The 17,014-nt window shown below is 40.7% G+C and carries 7 protein-coding genes and 1 pseudogene; 1 reads left to right on the plus strand and 7 read right to left on the minus strand.

Translation table 11 applies throughout. The features are described 5' to 3' along the window. Positions 1-66 precede the first annotated feature (66 nt). The gene (locus NSQ99_RS01585; protein ID WP_340834592.1) at positions 67-2,760 is read right to left on the minus strand and encodes a stalk domain-containing protein; all 2,694 of its coding nucleotides are present in this window, start codon (positions 2,758-2,760) and stop codon (positions 67-69) included. Positions 2,761-3,087: 327 nt separating this feature from the next. Between NSQ99_RS01585 and NSQ99_RS01590 the strand changes: the two are divergent. Then, positions 3,088-4,641 (plus strand): annotated as a pseudogene (locus tag NSQ99_RS01590) (IS1182 family transposase); the annotation flags it as partial. A 132-nt stretch (positions 4,642-4,773) separates the two neighbouring features. On the opposite strand, the gene NSQ99_RS01595 reads toward NSQ99_RS01590, so the two are convergent. The 6 genes from NSQ99_RS01595 to NSQ99_RS01620 form a co-directional block, all read right to left on the minus strand. Continuing rightward, positions 4,774-9,186 (minus strand): Ig-like domain-containing protein, encoded by a 4,413-nt coding sequence (locus tag NSQ99_RS01595; protein WP_340834595.1) that lies wholly within the window; start codon positions 9,184-9,186, stop codon positions 4,774-4,776. A gap of 172 nt (positions 9,187-9,358) precedes the next feature. Further along, entirely contained in the window at positions 9,359-10,561 is a 1,203-nt protein-coding gene (gene metK, locus NSQ99_RS01600; protein ID WP_251670045.1) for a methionine adenosyltransferase, read from the minus strand. A gap of 187 nt (positions 10,562-10,748) precedes the next feature. After that, on the minus strand, positions 10,749-11,015 hold the full coding sequence (locus NSQ99_RS01605) for an alpha/beta-type small acid-soluble spore protein (RefSeq protein ID WP_251670047.1): 267 nt from the start codon (positions 11,013-11,015) through the stop codon (positions 10,749-10,751). 217 nt (positions 11,016-11,232) lie between these two features. Further along, a complete protein-coding gene (locus NSQ99_RS01610; RefSeq protein ID WP_340834596.1) occupies positions 11,233-11,721 on the minus strand; it encodes a hypothetical protein in 489 nt (162 codons plus the stop codon). Between the two features lie 63 nt (positions 11,722-11,784). Next, a complete protein-coding gene (locus NSQ99_RS01615; RefSeq protein ID WP_340834597.1) occupies positions 11,785-14,214 on the minus strand; it encodes a hypothetical protein in 2,430 nt (809 codons plus the stop codon). A gap of 133 nt (positions 14,215-14,347) precedes the next feature. Further along, on the minus strand, positions 14,348-16,756 hold the full coding sequence (locus NSQ99_RS01620; RefSeq protein ID WP_340834598.1) for an Ig-like domain-containing protein: 2,409 nt from the start codon (positions 16,754-16,756) through the stop codon (positions 14,348-14,350). Positions 16,757-17,014: the final 258 nt, after the last annotated feature.

Genomic DNA, 17,014 nt, shown 5'->3' on the forward strand with positions numbered 1-17,014 from the left:
ACCAGGACTCCTTTACATAAATTGCTTTCACAATTATACCATAACTAGTATGAGAACGATATTTTGTTACTGTATCGTTATGCTGCGCTCTGCATGGTTATATGTCACCTTGTAGCCTAGCTTTTCTGAGAATAAGCGAACAGGGATCATCGTTCTACCTTGAGACACGTATGGTTCAACCTCTGCCTCATAGCGTTTGCCGTTAAGAATGTACTTCTTATCATTCAGCTTCATTTCGAACATATTGCTTCCGCTTAGAACAGTAACGCGCTTTGCAGAGTTTTTATATCTGACCTGAGCACCGAGCTGCTCCGTAATGAAACGTACAGGTAGATACGTATATTTATCCTTCAATGTTGGAGCAACCTCCAGCTGTACCGCCTTGCCGTTAACGAAAGCTTGCTTGCTATCCAGTGTCAACTTTATGACATTCGAGCTCGATGCGGTTGAGTTTGGATTCTGTCCGTATTGAACGATATTATCGATCGTAATGCTTCCTGTCGGAGCAACACCAGCTTTCGTTGAATCAACCGTAACGACATAGATGCGTCTCAGCTTCAGTGCACCCTTCATCTGACTGCTGTCTACATCAACTTTTATATTTTTCCATCCTGTCCAATTCACGGACTTCGCCAAATCTACATAATGGATCTTGTTGTCTTCATCTATTAACTCAGCACGCAGCCAATTGTTGCTGCCATCGCCGAGGATATCCAAAGATAATCCGTTTAAGCCGGCCATCAATGTGCGTCCTGCTGTTCCTAGCTTCGCGTAGGATGCCTTCGTGCCTGTGCCTGCAGTGAAATCATAGCTGATCTGCAGTGCTTTGTCCTTACTATCGGATGAAGCACCCGCTACAAGCTTCGCGCTTCCTTTCGTTGTGTCTGCCGGTGTAACTTCACTCGTAATGCTGTAGCCGACATTGTTAAAGCTTTCTACCGTAGAGGTGGACATCTCATTCGTAAATGGAATCATGGCAGCGACATCTCCGTAACGAGCAATCGCATAGCCATTTTTAGCCCCATTGGTTACAGCATTCACTTTAATCGTACCGTCTTTAAATGTACCATCAAAGCCTACAAATTCCCATGTTAAATGATTTCCACTAAGCGTATATTGATCTCCATTGTTTAAAGTCGCCTTAAGTGAGACTGGAACAGTCGCTCCAGCTGATAGGGCGCCTACTCCTGACATGGACACGAGTGACTTCAATTGATCACTGCCGACAACCTCAACCTTCATCGATGCGGAAGCAGATCCAGACTTCGCTGTTACGGTCGCTGTACCAGCTGATTTCGCTGTAAATACATCTCCTGCAAATACTCCTGCACCGCCTTCACTAGACCATGAAGGTGTTCCAGCTATCTCGATCGGATTATAATGCGTGTCGTAACCTCTTAGATTAAAGGTCGCTGTTTGGCCAATAAGCATTTTTTGCGAGCCTGTTACAATGAGTCCTTTCAATGAGCCCTGTGGCGCAGATGTGAACACACCAATGCCATTAGCCACCGCACGCATGGAGCTCTCTTGTGTCGCATGAGCAAGCGATAGCGAAGTGTAGCCCAGCTTGCGCTCTACCATCGTCGTAGAGCCGCCTCCATCTAGATTAACAGCCTTATGAGCACCTAGCTTCACCATAACTGTCTGCAGCTCTCTTAAGCTTAGACCAGTATTGGAGCCGGATCGTTCGGCTGTCACCATATACACCTTCTTGCCATCTGCGGAATAACCAATCGCTGTACGAGAGGTGTAGGAGCTTCCGCTCACTCCTGTAATATCACGTGAAAAGCTTGAAGCTTTGCCGTTTTCAACGAGCAAGGTATGTCCGCTTACCATCATGTCAAAGCTGCTAGGATCAATCTTTTTCTTCGTTGTCTGTGAGATCAAGCTATACTCTGCGTTGATCGTATCTCCTTCGGTCAGGCCAAGCAAGAAGTTTGCTGCATCCTTATGTCCGCGCAGTACGTACCCATTCTCAGGAATGGAAGAAGTAATGGTGCCGTTATGGACAATTTCCGTCACCACATTATCTACGACAAGCACTTCTGTTGGTGTCGTACCTGAGCTTGCGGGTCTTTCCTTCCCGCCCCATGCGCTTGTATAAATAAATAAACGATTATAATGGCTATAAGCTTCACTCGTAACGTCTGAACTGTAGGTGGATTGATTAATGCCTGAAAGTGGGAAGCTTGATCCGCTCGATGCCGTTACAACGCCTTCAAATACATAAGAATCAATCGAAGGTTTTTTATCCGCAGTTATGCCAAACGCATACATCCCTTTTAACAACGATGGGCTAACAAGCATGTCTCCAGATACAATATGCGAGCCAAGCGGCGCACCTTCTCTGAACATATTAAACACATCACCATTAATCGCTGCAATTGCGCCAGAGTTCGTAGCCATCGTCATCATATTCGTTCTTGTACCGACTTCACCGTTCTTCCCGTTAATCGCCTGCAGGGAGATATATGGATTAGACAAGTCTACTTCCAGCACATGAACGCCAGTAGAGATTTGCTTGCTCCCTCGCGTCGTTGTAAATGTGTAATCTTTGCGTATAACTCCAGAAGAAATAATGCTTTCCCCATTCACCGTTAGCTTTGGCTGCTGAGCAGTAGCAGCGTAAGCACGATCGCTAAGGCCAGTCACTGAAGCTGGCAGCAATGACTGGATTGGTGCAACAATCAATGCACCAGAAATAAGTAGAATCATTGTCTTTTTATTCGTAAATAGCTTCTTTATCGTGTAGCGTTGCATCTATTAGTCTCTCTCCTATCTCTTTACTCTATTATATTAGACTACAAGAGAAGATAGAAAGTTGCCCGCGACTGGTAATTTATTTCATAGATTAGAATCTATTAATGTTCGAATGATACGACAGCTTTAAAACCATCTAATCTAAGCAAGAATTGCCAATAAATATAATGAGGCTGGGACAAAACCCAGCCCTAACAAAAAAAGAAAGCCGTTGAAATTTTACGACGAGTAAAATTTCAACGGCTTTAATATTTTTAAATACAAAAAGAACACCATCTGTTAAAATTGAATCACCACAAAACAAATCCAACAGGAAAGGTGTTCCTTATGTTTAAAGATTATAACATGAATCAATTAGTTTTGCCTCTAGATTTAGAAGTTAAATTACAAGAAAACGACATTGCGTTTCATATCCATCATCTTGTAGAAAGTATTCCAGATGAAGCCTTTGCTTCATTTCTTCGTCATTCAGGTTGTCCAGCTTATCATCCACGTATGATGCTCAAACTTATTTTATGCGGCTATACTCAGTCTGCTTTTTCAGGTCGAAAAATCGAAGCCTTATCGAAGGACAGCATTCGTATGATGTGGTTAGCCCAAGGATATGAGCCTAGCTACCGCACCATTAATCGTTTTCGTATCCATTCCGAAATGAAAACTCTTATCCATCAATGCTTTATTCAGTTTCGTTGTCATCTCGTTGAAGAAAGGCTCATTGATCAGGATGCTATTTTTATTGACGGTACAAAGATCGAAGCCAATGCGAATAAGTTTACATTCGTTTGGAAAAAAGCCATCGAAAAGCATCACCGCAGACTCATTGAACAATCCAATCAGCTCTACAATGAACTGCTGAACAACAAGATCATTCCTGAAATGGCTCGTGAACAGGATGAGCAGCTTTCCAATGAACAACTGCATGAAATCGCAGAAAAACTAGAGGAAGTTGTAGAGGACTACACACAAACCATCGCTCATACAGAGGACGTCGCTGAGCGTAAGCAGCTACGCCGTCAACGCAAAACGCCTAAGCAAATGTTCAAGCAGGTTCGAGAATGGATTGGACGTAAACAAAAATATGAAAAGGATCTAGACATTTTAGGTGCACGCAACAGCTATTCTAAAACAGATCATGATGCCACCTTCATGCGTATGAAAGACGACTACATGAAAAACGGACAACTCAAGCCTGGTTACAACGTCCAAATTGCAACCGAAGGGCAATACACGTTGGCCTATGGCATTTTCCCTAACCCAACCGATACAAAAACGTTGATTCCATTCCTACATACCATTGAAGAAGAATACTTTGAATTACCTCAACATATTGTTGCGGATGCAGGCTATGGCAGTGAACAAAATTATGATCATATTTTAACGAAGATCAACCGTACACCTCTGCTCACGTATGCTCATTACTTGAACGAGCAAAAAAGAAGATTCAAGACAGACCCTTTCCAAACGAGTAATTGGGAGTACGATGCAGAGCAAGATCACTATCTGTGCCCCAATGAGAAGAAACTTCTATTTCAGCGCTATGTTACGCGCAGAGACCGCTCAGGCTTTATGCGAAAATTTAAGCTATATGAATGTGAAGAATGTACAGGCTGCCCATTCCGTTCTACCTGCACCAAAGCACAAGAGGGAACGAATCGTACGCTCATGATCAATGAAACATGGGAGCAGCAAAAAGCCTATGTGAGAGAGAAGCTTTCAGAAGACAAAACAAACAAGCTCTACCGCCAACGAAAAATTGACGTAGAGCCAGTTTTTGCCTTCTTGAAGGCTAATTTAGGTTTCACTCGTTTTATGCTTCGAGGGAAATCTAAAGTCGAATATGATATTGGACTAGCATTAATGGCTGTTAACTTGAGAAAGTATGCGGTGAGGACGTAAGTTTTCACCGATAATAACAAGCAATATGCAACAGGGATGAAATCTGAATCGATTTCATCCCTGTCTTGTTTATGAGAAGCTAGTTTTGTCCCAGCCTCTTCTATATGCTGTGTACGATTACTTTTGTAAATAATTTGCACGCTCGAGTACACGTTGGATCATAATGATTCCTTGTACACGCTCAGCATTACTCTTAGGTGATAGAGCCGTTGTTGATGTACCAGAGATAATGCCAATTTCGATAGCTTGCGCAAGACCAGTTCTTGCATAGGAGCTCACGGATGATTTGTCCTTGAAGCCGCTTAGTACACTATCAGCTGTAGCATTCAGCTTCGTATCAAGACCAACGGCATTGGCCATGCGAATCATCATAAGTGCCATATCCTGTCTAGTGATGTAGCTGTTCGGTTCAAAGGATGTCGCTGATACACCTGAGACAAGGCCAGCTTCAACAGCAGCACCGATATAGCCGCCCATTACCGAATTGCTGTTCACATCCTTGAATTTTTTCGCTGCATCTTTATTCGCACTTAGACCTAATCCACGAACAATATACGTAGCGAACTCACCGCGTGTAATATTTGTTTTTGGATTAAAGTTCGTTGCACTGTGACCTTCCGCTATAAATTTACGTGTCATCAATGAGATTGAGCTAAGACCCCAATGCTTAGATGAATCGCTATATAGCTTGTTGTTGGAGACAATGGCGTAGGCGCTGTTGCCTGGACGCTTAAACGTTATCGTTGTCGTGTTGCCTGATTTACTAAACGTTGTTGGTACGTAAGAGATCTGACCAACGACCTCATCATAGAACACGGCTGTCGTGTTATTGTACGTAATGGAACGCGTCGTGTTCACCGTACGTGTAAGATTACCCGTTATTTTCGCAGGTTGAGTTTGCGAACCGTTTACGATAAGTGCATCGTAATAATACGGTCCTTCCAGCAGCGTAGCACCGCTTCGGTTAATTGCCGTAACGAGTGAGGATGTCGCTGGTGTATCTCCTTCTTCAAGCACAACCTTCAAATAGTTAGAAACAGAGCTTCCTCCAAGTGCTCTTGCAGCCGCGTTGACGTCAATAGAGCTTACTGGAAGCGAGTATGTTTTGTCACCATGCTTCACCACTAATGTAAAGTCGCCTTTTCTTGCGGCATACTCCAGTGCAGAGATCGAATACGCAACAATCGCTGCGCGCTCTGATGCCGGCACCTCGAAGATTAGCTGTGACTCCGTAAGCTTTGCATCCGATAACGTTGAGATCGCCGTTGTAAGCTTTTCTGTTGCGATCGTATATCGATTAACTGTATATCCGCCTGGTGAGATGTCACTGCTTGTTGTACTTGCTGATGTTTTAATAATAATGCCGTTCGCATGGGACGCATAGTCGTTCGACAGAGCATCAAGCACGGTTGTTTGGTTCGCAACGTTCAGGTCGGTAAAGCCATTGACCGCTATGCCTGCAGAGCTGCGAAGCGAGCTATTCGTATTAAAGTAAGATACCTTTACTGTTTCGCCGACTTTCGCTGCGCTATTCAGCTTCAATGTCACCTGCGATCCATTAATCGTTATATTAGAGATTACTCTTACATTTTCTGATATTCGAACAAGGAAATTAGTCTCGCTTGGCACAGAGCCTGCATCCAATGCACCAGAGAAATTAATCGTTATGGTGTCTCCCTTAATCACTGCCCCTTGTACGGATACGGTTGTTTTGTCACTGCCTCCATCGGTTGTACCGTTCGTTGCCTTCACACTAGAGAATGAAGCTGCAGCATTGTTGCTATTATCATGCAGTGTTGATCCCGTACCGTAGTAAGTAACGTATACCGTATCTGCTGCAGCTGGCGTTGAAGAAAGTGTCAGCACAACGGTATCCGTCGTCAGATCAACAGAACGAACCGAAGTCGTACGGCCGTTGACAAGCACGGAATATTGGTAAGTACCTGGCTTGGTGCTAGAGTTCAACGTTTTGTTGTATTTCAAGAACAGCTTATCAGCAACTACTGATATCGTTTGTAGCGTAGGTGGTCCTGCTACTTCACCGCCACCGCTGTTGTTTGTCGTTCCTACAGTGTGCGAGAATGACGCAACCTTATTGTTAGATAAGCCGCTTATCGGATATAGCCCTTGAACATAGTTAACGATAACTGTAGAGTTCGAAGCGATCGATTGATTCATCGTAAATACAAGACTATTATTTGACTGAGATAACCGCTGAATCGTAACAGCTCGCCCATTAGCCGTAACGACAAACTGTGTATACGCTAAGGAGTTAAGCGTGTCTAGCGTTTCGCTGAAGGTTAACGTAATTGTGCTTCCACTATAGCTGCTGGATGTGACAACTGGATTCGCTTCTGTGAATCCATTCGTAGCTACTCGATTAGCAAAATCCGGTGCTTCGTTGCCTGTCAGATCCTGAATCTGCCCAGTTCTGCCCTTACTGTAGGACACGAGTACCTGCTGATTGTTGGTCACACTCGATGACAAGGTAAGGAATACGACGTTTCCTTCCACTTTTACACTGTTAATATTGCGCGCATTACCTGCAACCGTCACATAATAGCTAGCAGGTGAAGGATTCAATGTTTCCTTCAGCAGCTCATTATAGACGATGCGAATCGTATTGCCGCTTACCTCTGTTTTTATGATTGATGGTGGCGTTGTATCTCCACCTAGTGTTTTGAATTTCCATTGATACTGATTTTTAATACCTACAAAATAATTGCCGCTTTGATCGACGATAGAGTTTGGCTCAATATGAATATAATAATCTGTGTTAGGATCAAGCGCACTTGCAGGTGTTAGATTGACAACCTTGCTGTCCTTTGGATCGACCGTAAGAACCGCTGTCACATCCGTTGATCGACTTGAAACGCTATAGATCGTTGCCCCGCTGCTATGTTGATTCACCTGTACAGGCTTATCAAATGTCAGCTTAAACTTCTCATTTGTCGTTGCTACCGTTGTACTTAAATTCACAGGTGATAGAGATGTTAGTTGTGGACCTGTTTGCTGCGAAGAAACTGTAAAGCTGTAATTTTTATTCGTTATACCTTCAAATGCATTACCTGCAACATCAACGAGTGCCTGCTTATCGATCGTTACATAATAACGAGTACCAACCGTGAAAGACTTTGAGCTTTCTCCTGTTTGTGCTACGTGAGGATCAATGGTTAGCTGATTTGTTCCACCACCATTTACACGGCTCGATGTTACATCAATGCTGCGATAAATCGCTCCAGAATTATACTCACGGATTTCGATATTTCCACTTCTTACATACACGGGTTCAGAAAACGTTAAAATTAGTTTTTCAGCTGACCCAACAGACGTACTGTTTCTGCTCGGTGAATAGGTATCCAGTTTAGGGGCTGTCGTATCATTACCGTATCCTGTCTGGAATCTCCAATCCGTTGCATTTAATAGGCCATAGTAAACCTCGGCAGGATTGCCTGACACGAAAAAAGCACCTGATTCGATTGTCACATAGTATGTTGAGTTTCTGTTGAAATCACGAGATGGATCAATCGTTACCTTATTGCCGTCTATTTTCACACGTGAGCTCGTTGCATTTTCGTTGAAAACCAACTCATTCGTTGCTACGTTACGAATTTGAATCTTTTTGTTGGAAGCTGCTTGAACGTTTTTATCAAATTCCAGTTCAAGATTACTTGATAGATTGACATTTGTTGCTCCATTAATAGGAAATACAGAAGTTAGTTTTACAGGACTATCTGCCGTGTTAAATCTCCAGCTTCCACCCGCATACGTATTACCAGATGCATCAATGATATTATTACTGTCAATTTTAACTGTATATAACGTTAGTGGCTTTAATACTGTACTTGGAGTAATCGTAATGGTATTCGTACCACTCCCAACGATCTCTGAAGAAGTCACCGGAATAGAACGATTGTCTGAGGTACTCGAAAGTGTTATGCTTCCACTCGCTACGTACACTGGTTCACTAAATGTGAAAGTAAGTGACGTATTAATGGGCAATGTCGTATTGCACGTGCCGGAAGTCAAACATAGACCATTAGAGCTTGTTAGTGTAGGCTTTATCGTATCGGTTGTTGCAATAGTTTTAAAGTTCCACTGAATAGGCGAATGAATACCTGTAAACAATGCACCATTAGATTCGTTAGCTACTGCTCCTGCTTCAATGAGCACATAATATTCAGTATCTAGCGCAAATGCATTGCTCTTAAAGCTAAATGATAATACATTGTTCGAGATCGAAATGCTTGAGTTGCTCATCGTAATCGAATCAATCTCAGCATTATCATTGTAACGATATACCGTTATTTTTTTGTTGTTATCGTGCTTCACGATATTTTCATCAAACGTTACTCTAAAAGTTGGGCGCAATGGTGCATTCGTTGAATCGTCTGCTGGACTTAAGCTGACGACGACTGGTCCCAAAGTAGCCGCAGCTGCTTCCTTCTGTACCAGGCTCGCAGGAAGCGCTATTTGTAATAACATAATAATTGCAATGATCAAAGATAGTTTTTGTTTTCCCCGCATCATTCACACTCCTCAAATTACACTCGTACCATATTTGTCGGTTTTTTCGTCTTCAAAATGAAGGGTCTTAAGTCACAAAACGATGTGCATGCTCCTTTCCAAAACAAATAAGCCAGACTCTGCATCTAATCACATTAGACGTAAAATCTGACTTAAAAGTTTCTAACTTATGGGATTAAAGACCTGCGTCTTGCTTCAAAATTTCAGCTTTATCTACGCGCTCCCACGGTAGATCGATATCTGTACGGCCAAAATGTCCGTAAGCAGCCGTTTGAGAGTAAATAGGACGACGAAGATCAAGCATTTTAATGATTCCTGCAGGACGAAGATCAAAGTTTTTACGAATGATCTCAACTAGCTTCTCGTCAGCAACATGACCAGTACCATACGTATCTACGTTGATGGATACAGGCTGTGCAACACCAATCGCATAAGCCAATTGAATTTCGCATTTATCCGCTAGACCAGCAGCAACGATGTTTTTAGCTACGTAGCGAGCAGCATATGCAGCGGAACGGTCAACCTTCGTTGGATCCTTACCGGAGAATGCTCCACCGCCATGACGTGCATAACCGCCATACGTGTCTACGATAATTTTACGGCCTGTTAGACCAGCATCACCTTGTGGTCCACCAATAACAAAGCGGCCAGTTGGGTTAATGAAATATTTTGTTTGCTCATCAAGCCACTCTTGAGGTACAACTGGCTTAATAACATGCTCCATAATATCAGATTGAATTTGAGCAAGAGTAATCTCTTCAGCATGCTGAGTAGAAACAACGATTGTGTCTACACGAACCGGCTTGCCATCCTCATACTCAATCGTAACTTGTGTTTTACCATCCGGACGTAAGTAATCTAATTTACCGTTTTTACGTACTTCAGACAGACGACGGGCGATACGGTGTGATAGCGCGATTGGAAGCGGCATAAGCTCAGGCGTCTCATTCGTTGCGAAGCCGAACATTAAACCTTGGTCACCAGCACCAATGTCCTCATTCTCTTGATTAACATCTTTACCATCACGAGACTCTAGCGCTGCATTAACCCCTTGAGCAATGTCAGCGGACTGCTCATTCAGTGACGTCAATACTGCACAGGTGCTGTAGTCAAAGCCATACTTTGCACGTGTGTAACCGATCTCCTTAATTGTACGACGAGCAATTGCTGAAATATCAATATAATCAGCCTTACTCGTAATCTCCCCAATAACAAGCACTAAGCCTGTCGCAACAGAAACCTCACATGCAACACGCGCATTAGGATCGGCTTCCAAAAATGCATCTAGAACCGCATCAGATATTTGGTCACAAATTTTATCGGGATGACCTTCTGTTACTGATTCTGATGTGAATAAGTGGCGTCCTTTTACCGACATCCGTATCAACCTCCCATAGCTTATATATATAAGAATAACCTTATACACAAAAAATGAACCTTTTCCCGTAGGAAAAGGTTGATTACAACACTTCTAAGATAGAATAATACAGAAAATCAAGCTTCGTGTCAATGCAAGTCAAATTCCCAGTTATTATGCAGAATCTTAGATTACGTTGCGGCAAAACCTAGATTCGGCCTAACACTTGCTCTGCTTGCTGTATGAGACGTTTCGTAATGGAACCACCAATATATCCTACATTTCTTGTCGATACAGTTGCCCAGTCAATTGAGCCTTTCACAGGAGTCGCTGCTGCCCCTAATTCATCAGCGAATTCTGAATTAAGATCTTGAGCCGGTGCGGCATATAATCCAAGCTCCGCTGCTAGCTCATACTTCATCGCTTCAAGCGCAGCCTTCGCCTCTGGAACAACGACTTGATTTCGTCTGCTCATCGTCAATTCCTCCTTTTAACATTAGAAGATGATTACAAACATAGTATGGCTGTGAGCCACGGTTATACGCTGATGAAGTTTTGACAAGCTTGGCTAATCTTTGCTCTTTATCCAATTGAGTTGCATACGCGAATATCTGTTAGAATGTTCAAAAGAAAAAGGCTGCTCATATGGTCAGTTCATCGACCTAGAGCAGCCTTTCAATCATCCTATAAAATTATTCTAAAGTATAAGTGCCTTTAACTAAAACAATTAATGATGTTTTTGAATCTGAAGAAGCTTGAATACCACGACCCTCACGAGGGAACCATATTAGATGATTGGCAGGTACAGGTGAACCTTTTTTAATATCAACACCCGCCGTTACATCCGATATACCGTTAGCATCTGAGCTGTATGCGATAGCTTTGCCTCCGCGAACGACAGCTTCACTACCAGCATTCACCATTAACGTTTTGCCAACAGGAACGGTTACAACCTCTAGTGCTTGACTTGCCGAAGATGAACCACCTCCAGAAGCACCACTGCCGCCTAGCTTAGCGATCTGCTCATCGACATAGCTTTTCGTAACGACAGGATCATTAACGGTTCCTGGTGTCACTGAGCTCGTTCCAACCGTCAATGCATTACCGAGTACGACTCCAGTAATGATACCAATGGCTAGAATAGATGCAGCCCCTAGCTTTTTTAATGACATCTGTTTCATACGTTCATCTCCTCTCTCTTATATTAAGATACTAGATTAAGAGAAGAATTGCTAGAGAGTTCGTTAGTTTATTGTTCCGAATTGAAGCTCTTTCGTAGCAATTAATTTTTTATGGTCTTTATACTCAGCATATACATTGATTTTAAATCTATTAAGACTTAAGGCATTAATAACTGAGTTTCTATAATTCATTGATATCGTCTTTTTATTTCCTAAGTGCAATCCATTTTCATCCGACTGATCTCCCACACTGTATGACTTAGAGAAGTTCACTGAAGCTACTTCAGCATCAACATACTCAACAACTATCTTCTCAATATCACTATAGGAATCAGAATTTTCCCTAACAACGAGATCATAGTTAAAATCTAATTGAATCGTATCAATTGACCAACCATCCGAACTTGTTATTATAGTTTGAACATCATATATTGATAAGTCGTATTGCATGATCGGTATTTCGCTTAATTCATTTAATGGAGTTGCAGAGTGCACAATATGAGATGTATAAGCAGGATTAATAACTACATTCGCAAGCTCCTCTTCTGTTCCACCTAAAGCTTCACCAAAGTATAGATTAATTTTCTTATCCTCATAATTTTTAGGAATTTGTGCTGACACATAAATAATCACCCGTCCATCGGGCAATAATCTTGTGTCATAGTTTTTGATATCCAAATCAACAATATCTTGTTTGCTATTCTCTATATAACCTTTCAATTGAGTTGGTATTGTAGCACGTTTTTCATTGTTCGTGTATTGCAGTTTAGCAAGGAAAAGATCGGTTTGTTTTCCTGCGTAAATAGAAGAGCTAAGTATAGCGACTTCACCACGACCGCCCAATGTGTCAATCACATAGTTTTGGTTGCTCGCAAGAAGCTGGGCATTACTTAATCTAGATACTTCGAATGCATGTATGTCCTTAACTCCTTCATCTGCTTGTTCCTTCATGCTAAATACAATTTTTTCTGCCTCCTGAACATAAGGAATTTCGGTATAAGCAATCACACGATAGCTTTGACCTGGAGATACAGCTACGAGACGATCTAAGCTTACGAGCTTAGTACTTTCAGAAGAAAGCTTAACTCCGTCTAATTCAAAAACACCTGTTATAGGAAGCTTACCCTTTCCTTGCTTACCCTGATTCGTTATTTTAAATTCTGCAATAAGTAAGTCATTTACTCCATTAGGTGTACGTTGCAACGAAACCTGTTCAATTAGCATCTCATTATATTTTGCAGAGCTCGATGTGTTTTGTACCGTTTCATCAGAGGTACCGACTAATATATTATAACTTCCCAAATAGTTACTTTGACTACCTTCGTCACCTTTAATGAAAACAATAATTTCACTTGTACTAAGCTTTATATTTTGTGGAATTTCACCTTCAAGCTTAATTTCTTTTTTTATTTTTGGCAATAGACTGATCGATTCTTTTTCGGACATAGCTAAAGGATATAAAAATCCTTCTGACGTCTTAACGAAGAATTCAAAATCAGGTAAATTAACGCTACTATTACTTTTATTTTCGAATACCACACTCGAGTCGAGTGTTGCTTTATTATTCGTGTAACTCAATGAGCTTTCTTTCATCGTCAAAGCTAATGTTGTACTGCCAATACTATATTGAGTTTCTATATTTGCATTGTTTACGGATGTATTAGAAAGCTTAGGTAATTTTAACGTTGCTTTAGGAACGCTAAAAGCTGAAGCTTCGTTATGATGCATAACAACTAAAGATACGTTATTATTAACAAAGTTATTCGCAACAACACCGTTTAATATAAAGCTTTTACGCTCTTGGGGTTTTAATGAGAGCTCATTAGATGACAATTCAACTAACGTTCCTTTACCATCATTCAAGTAAAACTTTAAAGTGCTTAAATCAATAGCGCTATTGGCCTTGTTACGAATCGTAGTATTAAAACTTAAATATGTGTACTGCTTATCTGAATACATCTTATAACTGCTTACTAGAACATTAAGCAAAGTTTTGTTTATGTTTATTTCTTCAGCTTGCTTATATGGTGTTGTACCATCAGAGGTTGTCTTAATATGTCCAATTACTTTTTCGTAATTATTAACTCCAAAGTCCCATTGGATCAAATCAAGTTTAAGATCAGATAGTTTTTCTTTCTCATCAACATAAGCATAATACGTAAGATATGTAGTCGTCTTAGGGATTACATATTTTTTCTCCATATCCTCACTAATTAGTTTCGTTACATAAGACTTACCATCGCTTCCTTTAATTCTTGCCCAATAATCAATAAGGTTAACTGTACTGTTAGAATTGTTATGAATTACGATAGTGTAAGCAGCAAGATTGCCCGTCTCATCCTTTACTAATTGAGCATCATATAGAGTTACGTGCACTCCAGAACGAATCGTAACTGATGAATCGATTCCTGTTGCCTCCACAACTGTCGATTGTGACACTAATGAACCTTGTAAAAAACAAAAAACAATTATAACCATAAACAAATTTTTCAATTTCTTATTATTTATGAACAACAATACCCCTCCTCTTCTACTACGTATAACGAAATAAACTACTAAAAAGTTGCACGTAACAAAAAAAGATTCCCCTCATTTGAGGGGAATCTTTTAGAGAATATCAAATTGACTATTCTTCAACTACTACGTTTACTACATAGAATGTACCGTTGATACCAACAGTAATTGTAGCAGTACCTTTGTCAATTGCAAGACCATTACCATCTACAATACCAGAGTGAGAAGTAGCAATTGTGTAATCGCCAGCTTGAACTGTGTACTCTTTATCGTATTGGTTTACTAGCTCAAGAGCTTTACCGTTACCGAATAGCTCACCAACAATGGAGTTACCCGCAGTAACTTTAATTGTTTCTTTTACTTGCTTAACTGTTTTAAGTTGAGATTCAGATTTAATTACCTCAATAATAACTCTATCAACGATGTTGTTACCAACTGTTACTGTGATTGTTGCTTTACCAGCTTTAACTGCTGTAACTAAACCAGTATTTTCATCCACAGTTGCAATGTCAGTATTCAAGGAAGCAAATTTAGCGTCGTTTACTGTAGCAAACTTAACGTTATTTCTGTCCTTTTTGAATACTTCGATTGTAGTAGTATCAGAAGCACCTTTTGCGGCGTTAGTGTCTAGAGGTGTTAAATCTAGAACATCTTTATTATCAGTTAGGTAACCACCAAGACCGTTAACGTCAGCACGTGTAACACTTAGAGTTTTTGTATAAGTTTTGCCGTCTTTTGATATAGAGAATCTAATTGTAGTAGAACCATTTTCAGTACCAGTTACTTCAAACTCGCGTGTACCATCATTATCGTTTTTGATTTCAGTAGCATCAAATTTGTCATTTCTAGGATCAACTGTGATGTCACCAGCAAAGTCGATTGGCTCGCCATATTGGTCAACAGTTTTAACTTCTACTGTGTAGTCAACATTAACTTCATCGCCAGCAGCAATTCTTAGGCTAGAAGTACTTAGCTCAAGACCAGCAAGAGCTTTAGCAGCTTTAACAGTAACTACTACGTTTTTAGTAGATTTTACACCACCAAATTCAGCAGTAACTTGAATTGTTGCAGAACCAGTTTGAAGTGCTTTAGCTGTAAGTGTTTCGTTATCCACTGAAACTACAGCTGGGTTAAGAGATTTGATTGTGATAGCGTCAAACGCGCCCAAACCGCCTTCTACACTTTTATATTCATTATTACTTTGGTCTTTAGCAGCAATAAGAATATTTAGAGGTTTTTCTTTATCTTGATATAGAGTTACGTTGTTGTCAGATGCTTTGTCACTGTCGATAGAAACATCAGTTACGCCAAGAGAAGTAAGAGCAACTACAGAAATAATTTCATTTCCTGTTTCAATCTTAACATTTTCATCTTCGTCAATAACTAGAGATACGTTTACGATAGAATCGCCAGTTTGATCAGCTTCAAGATTACTTTTAATAACGTTGTCGTTAGTAGTATAAACATCTACGTTATCGATGAAATCAGCAGTTACATCGTTGCCGTTAGCATCTTTGATTAAAACTTGTAGTGTCTTGCCAGATACTACAGTTTTAGAAGGGAAAGCGATTGTTGCTGGAGTTGCTTTGTTGTAAGTAACTTCAGCAGATAGGTTTTGAGCTTCAAAACCTTCTTTAGATTTTGCAGCAGCAATAGTAACAGTGTAAGCTTTAGTGCTAGAAAGCTTGTCGCTAAGTGCGATTGTAGCAACTTTACCTTCGAATGAAACTTTCTCAATTAGAAGGTTAACACCGTCAGCATTTTTCACAGAAACATCAGCAGATTTAAGAGCTTCAAGCTCAGTGTTGAATTCTACCGTAATTGTTTTAGAAACTACAGCTGAAGCTTTTGCAATGTCAAGCTCAGTAATTTCATATCCTTTAAGACCAAGGATATTACCTAGTGTTTTGCCATCGATTTTGTAATCAAGAGCAGTTACTAGAGAGCTGTAGATGTCGCCACGGATAGCGTTAGCAGTTTTGTCAAGATCTTCAGAAACTAGTCCTAGTTCAACTGCTTTTTCGAATACGTCAGCATATGCAACGTCTTTATCTGCGCCAAGAACGCGAAGAAGAACTGCTGCAAATTGTTGGTTAGTGATTGGGTTACCTACGCCGAATCTAGTAGTAGTTTCGCCAGTGAAATAACCTTCTTCTTTAGCCCAAGACACAAAACCGTTGTAGAACTTAGAATCAAGATCTTCAAAGCCGTGTGTATTAGCGTGTGCTTTAGCTTCTTCTTCAGCACCTAGTAGACGTGCAACAAGAACTGTTACATCTTGACGTAACCATTCTTTGTCTTCGTCAAGACCTGCGGATGTACCTTTAATCACTCCAAGATCTTGGAGTTTTTGACCTGCTGCTTTACCGTCAGCAGATACAACAGTTGCAAACATGGAGAATACCATTGCAATTGCAACTAATAGAGATAAACTTTTTTTCATAACCTTTTTTTCTCCTCCTCTAAATTGCTTCGGTTGTTGAGAGTTTTGTTTTGATAATAAATGGCTCGTTTTACTCATAGCCAGTTCACCCCCTTCCTAGAGTAGAGCACGTAATATTAAATGATGTCTACGAGCATGACTGTTAGATAAGTTACACGCTGTAGAAACTTGTAAACAATGAGAGATTGGTGCTAGATTACGTGTATCACTATAACATTATACAATGTTGTGCCCAGACCGTAAAGAGGAAGTTGAATTTTCATTCCAAATCTTTCCGAATTCCAGGTTCCCTGACCTCTCAATCAAACTTACATTCATTTAGACGCGCGAAAAGTG

This window comes from Paenibacillus sp. FSL W7-1287 (genome assembly GCF_038004245.1).
Taxonomy (GTDB): domain Bacteria; phylum Bacillota; class Bacilli; order Paenibacillales; family Paenibacillaceae; genus Pristimantibacillus; species Pristimantibacillus camelliae.

Coding starts and splice junctions, on each gene's coding strand:
- NSQ99_RS01585 (WP_340834592.1), bottom strand. CDS start 2,760: ATGCAACGCTACACGATAAAGAAGCTATTTACGAATAAAAAGACAATG.
- NSQ99_RS01595 (WP_340834595.1), bottom strand. CDS start 9,186: ATGATGCGGGGAAAACAAAAACTATCTTTGATCATTGCAATTATTATG.
- metK (WP_251670045.1), bottom strand. CDS start 10,561: ATGTCGGTAAAAGGACGCCACTTATTCACATCAGAATCAGTAACAGAA.
- NSQ99_RS01605 (WP_251670047.1), bottom strand. CDS start 11,015: ATGAGCAGACGAAATCAAGTCGTTGTTCCAGAGGCGAAGGCTGCGCTT.
- NSQ99_RS01610 (WP_340834596.1), bottom strand. CDS start 11,721: ATGAAACAGATGTCATTAAAAAAGCTAGGGGCTGCATCTATTCTAGCC.
- NSQ99_RS01620 (WP_340834598.1), bottom strand. CDS start 16,756: ATGAGTAAAACGAGCCATTTATTATCAAAACAAAACTCTCAACAACCG.